Source organism: Proteus sp. fly-1013 (genome assembly GCF_040140245.1).
Lineage (GTDB): Bacteria > Pseudomonadota > Gammaproteobacteria > Enterobacterales > Enterobacteriaceae > Proteus > Proteus mirabilis_B.
Genome location: NZ_JBEEWD010000017.1, coordinates 1 through 4,372 on the forward strand (window position 1 = coordinate 1; position 4,372 = coordinate 4,372).

The window sequence follows — 4,372 nt, forward strand, 5'->3', positions numbered from 1 at the left end:
TCTCCCCATGTGAGAGTAGGGAACTGCCAGGCATTAAATAAGACGAGAAAGCCAACCCAATGGGTTGGCTTTTTTGCATTCTAAGACAACATCTAAAATACAGATGTAATATCTCCACACTAATCACCTATCACTTTGCTATCCTCGGCGATACTTGGCTGTTAAACTAAGCCATCAGCTAAATGAGGTAGACTTTCATGAAAGAATCGGTTTCATTGCAAGCATTTAATACATTTGGTTTGAGAGCAAAAGCTCACCAAATAGAAACTGCAAATAATAAAGATGAGCTTTGTACATATTGGCAAAATGCCCATGAGCAGAAATTGCCCACCCTTATTCTAGGTGGTGGTAGCAACGTACTATTTACAGAAGATTTTAATGGCGTTGTTATTCGCAACTGTATTGCTGGTATTGAAATTACTGAAGATGAGCAATATTGGTCTGTTCATGTTGGTGCGGGCGAAAATTGGCATGCACTTATTGAATTTCTGTTAGAAAAGAACATCTATGGACTGGAAAATTTAGCACTGATCCCAGGAAATGTAGGTTCAGCACCAATACAAAATATCGGTGCTTATGGTAAAGAATTAAAAGATGTTTGCGCTTATGTAGATATTGTTGAACTAAGTACAGGTCATGTTCATCGATTAACTAATAATGAATGTCAGTTTGGTTACCGAGATAGTATTTTCAAACATCATTATCAGCAAGGCTTTGCGATTGTTGCTGTAGGCTTACAGCTTAGCAAAAAATGGGAGCCTATTCTTACCTATGGCGATTTATCAAAATTATCATTAGAAACAGTAACGCCAAAAGATGTGTTTGGGTCTGTGTGCTCTATGAGAACGAGCAAACTCCCCGATCCTACCATAACAGGTAATGCTGGTAGTTTTTTCAAGAATCCAATTGTTGATATTCGTATTGCACAACATTTAAAAGCAGAATACCCCTTCTGTCCGCAATATGTTCAACAAGATGGTGTAAAACTTGCAGCAGGTTGGCTGATTGATCAATGCGGTCTTAAAGGCCATCAGATTGGTGGTGCGGCTGTTCATATGAAGCAAGCACTTGTTCTTATCAATAAAGACGGTCTGGCAACAGGCAAAGACATTGTTAATTTAGCTGCATATATACGTCAAAAAGTCTTCGAGCGCTTCGGTGTGCAATTAGAGCCAGAAGTCCGTTTTATTGGTCAATATGGCGAAATCAATGCAGTGGACGCTATTTCATGAAAGAAACACCAACACCTTTATTATTAATTGAAATTCTTGCTGACGGAAATATCCATTCAGGAGAGCAACTAGGCGAAAGCTTAGGAATGACACGCGCAGGTATTAATAAACATATTCAGACATTGCGTAGCTGGGGTATCGATGTTCAAACTGTCGCAGGAAAGGGCTATCAATTAGATGCTCCTATGAATTTGTTAAATGCGGATAGTGTAAACAAAAATATCAAAGGTGAACCTGCTAGCGTTATTCCTGTTATAGATTCTACTAACCAGTATTTGATACAACGTATTAGCGCATTAAAATCGGGTGATGTCTGCATTGCTGAATACCAGTCTGCTGGACGAGGCCGAAGAGGACGTCAATGGATTTCGCCTTTTGGTAGAAATTTATACTTGAGTATGTATTGGAAACTCGAACAAGGGCCTGCGGCTGCAATAGGACTGAGTTTGGTTGTCGGCGTTATTATGGCTGAGGTATTGCAAAAGCTTGGTGCAGATGGCGTTAAAGTTAAATGGCCTAACGATCTCTATTTAAATGATAAAAAACTTTCAGGTATTCTTGTTGAGTTAACAGGAAAAACAGGCGATGTTGCTCATATTGTCACGGGTATTGGTATCAATATTGCGATGAGTAAAAATCAAACTGAAGCCATTAACCAGCAATGGATTAACTTAGAGCAAGTTGGTATCAAAATTGATAGAAATAAGCTTGCTTGTGAAATTACTAATGCACTAAGAGAAGCATTTGTTCAATTTGAAAAACAAGGGTTATCTGTGTTTATCGAGCGTTGGAAACGTTTAGATAATTTTATGGATCGCCGAGTGAAGCTTATTATTGGTGAAAAAGAGATCTTTGGTATTGCCAAGGGCATCAATGATCAAGGTGCTTTACTTTTAGAACAAGATGGAAAAATCATACCTTATATAGGTGGTGAGATTTCACTGAGAAATGCATCGTAATGCTTTAAATTGTATCGAACATCAACAACTAAAAAGCTTTCCTTATTGGAAAGCTTTTTAGTTGTTGATACTACTTTGAATAACTGAAATACAATAATACTGAGATCAAACATCACTAATTGTTTAGATTTATTTACGTAATCGAACGTTGGTGATCGTATGATTTTGGCCTTTGGTCAGTATAAGGCTCGCTCTTTCTTTCGTCGGCAAAATATTCTGTTTTAAATTCAAACCATTAATTTCTTGCCAAATTGAAGATGCTATTTCAATAGATTCTTCTCTGCTTAATTTAGAGTAATTATTAAAATACGATTCAGGATCAGTGAACGCACCTTCTCTAAATTTTAAAAAGCGACTGATATACCAGTGTTTTAGTAATTCTTCTTCAGCATCAACATAAATAGAGAAATCTACATAATCTGATACGAAAACATTATGTGGATCATGAGGATAATCCTGATTGCTTTGTAATACATTCAATCCTTCAAGAATTAAGATATCAGGTTGCTCAATAACCTGTTTCTTATCTGGAATGATGTCATACACTAAATGAGAATAGACAGGGGCTGTTACTTGTTTTTTGCCTGATTTTATATCAGAAACGAAAGAGACAAGGCTATGCATATCATAGGATTCAGGAAATCCTTTCTTCTTCATTATCCCGCGTTTCTTTAACTCCGCATTAGGTAAAAGAAAACCATCAGTAGTAATTAAATCAACTTTACGATGTTCTGGCCAACGGGTTAAAAGTGCTTGTAGTAAACGAGCAGTGGTGCTCTTACCAACAGCAACACTGCCGGCTATACCAATAATATAAGGGATTTTAGCGCTTCTTGTTCCAAGAAACTGCTCTAAGACGGCTTGACGACGTAAGTTAGAACTTATGTAAAAATTGAGCAATCTTGAAAGAGGAAGATAAATCTCAATGACATCATCAATAGAAATTTCTTCGTTAATTCCTTTTAAATCGGCAATCTCTTTTTCGGTTAGTGTTAAAGGAACGGAATCTCTTAACGTTGCCCAGTGCTTTCTGTCAAATTCTAAATAAGGGGTTATAAAGCGTTCTTTGTTATTCATAAGCCAACATCTGCCTAATATTCGCAGGTTGGACAGGCTGTTTAAAACACCCGTATCCGATAAAAAATAAACAGCATCATAACGAGTGATGCTTCTTAGGCGTAGATATTTTTTAAATTTTTTCTACTTTTTTTGACACGAACTGAATAAATTTGTAAAAAAAGTACAAAAAATAGTCATAAAAATAATTTTTTAGCGTAGACTAATAAGGGTGCAATTAATCTTTTTTCTAAAAATTTATTGATGATTAATAAATTTGGGACTGAATAGATAAATTAGCTTGCTAATCTATCATGAATTTTTGTTGGCATTTTGGTCGTTTTTTTCCTAAAAAATCAACAATTCAATCAAAAGTGAACAAAATCTAAGCAAAAGAACAAATATCGCAATTTTTTTGTTGCATCATGATGAAAGTCCTCCTAGAATGCGCACCACTTAGCCGGCATAGCTCAGTTGGTAGAGCAACTGACTTGTAATCAGTAGGTCCCGAGTTCGACTCTTGGTGCCGGCACCATTAAAAATTAGGTTTGGTGGGATACCCAAGCGGCCAAAGGGAGCAGACTGTAAATCTGCCGTCACAGACTTCGAAGGTTCGAATCCTTCTCCCACCACCATTAATTCCTAACTTAAGTGTTTTAAATTAGTAAACACTTAAGTAGAATACAAAGCTGATTTTAAGTCAGGTAGCCGAGTTCTGCGGGCATCGTATAATGGCTATTACCTCAGCCTTCCAAGCTGATGATGCGGGTTCGATTCCCGCTGCCCGCTCCAGATGTGCTGATATAGCTCAGTTGGTAGAGCGCACCCTTGGTAAGGGTGAGGTCGGCAGTTCGAATCTGCCTATCAGCACCACTCCTTCATGTTCTTGCCTCCCTGATTAAAATCTTAACAAGCACTAGCAAATCGCTAATTTACTTACTGCTTGGTTGATGTGGTGTAACCACCGATTCCGTGTCTTAGAGGGACAATTTAAATGTCTAAAGAAAAATTTGAACGTTCAAAACCGCACGTTAACGTTGGTACTATCGGCCACGTTGACCACGGTAAAACAACTCTGACTGCTGCAATCACTACAGTTTTAGCTAAAACTTACGGTGGTGCTGC

The 4,372-nt window shown here is 37.6% G+C and carries 4 protein-coding genes and 4 tRNA genes; 7 read left to right on the top strand and 1 reads right to left on the bottom strand.

Features of this window, described 5'->3' with window-relative positions; all coding sequences use genetic code 11:
• Positions 1-197: 197 nt before the first annotated feature.
• The gene (gene murB, locus ABN236_RS19170) at positions 198-1,232 is read left to right on the top strand and encodes a UDP-N-acetylmuramate dehydrogenase (RefSeq protein ID WP_349474713.1); all 1,035 of its coding nucleotides are present in this window, start codon (positions 198-200) and stop codon (positions 1,230-1,232) included.
• Entirely contained in the window at positions 1,229-2,191 is a 963-nt protein-coding gene (gene birA, locus ABN236_RS19175; RefSeq protein WP_349474715.1) for a bifunctional biotin--[acetyl-CoA-carboxylase] ligase/biotin operon repressor BirA, read from the top strand. The genes murB and birA overlap by 4 nt, the downstream gene beginning before the upstream one ends.
• 129 nt (positions 2,192-2,320) lie before the next feature.
• Here birA and coaA read toward each other — a convergent pair whose 3' ends face one another.
• Positions 2,321-3,268, bottom strand: a complete 948-nt coding sequence (gene coaA / locus ABN236_RS19180; protein WP_088494065.1) for a type I pantothenate kinase — start codon at positions 3,266-3,268, stop codon at positions 2,321-2,323.
• Between the two features lie 438 nt (positions 3,269-3,706).
• On the opposite strand from coaA, the gene ABN236_RS19185 reads away from it, so the two are divergent.
• The 5 genes from ABN236_RS19185 to ABN236_RS19205 all read left to right on the top strand — a co-directional run.
• A tRNA-Thr gene (locus ABN236_RS19185) sits at positions 3,707-3,782 on the top strand.
• Positions 3,783-3,797: 15 nt separating this feature from the next.
• Positions 3,798-3,882, top strand: a tRNA-Tyr gene (locus ABN236_RS19190).
• Positions 3,883-3,964: 82 nt separating this feature from the next.
• Positions 3,965-4,039 (top strand) — tRNA-Gly (locus ABN236_RS19195).
• A gap of 5 nt (positions 4,040-4,044) precedes the next feature.
• Positions 4,045-4,120: transfer RNA gene (locus ABN236_RS19200), tRNA-Thr, on the top strand.
• A 121-nt stretch (positions 4,121-4,241) separates the two neighbouring features.
• On the top strand, positions 4,242-4,372 hold a 131-nt coding region (locus ABN236_RS19205), incomplete at its 3' end, for a GTP-binding protein (protein ID WP_349474325.1).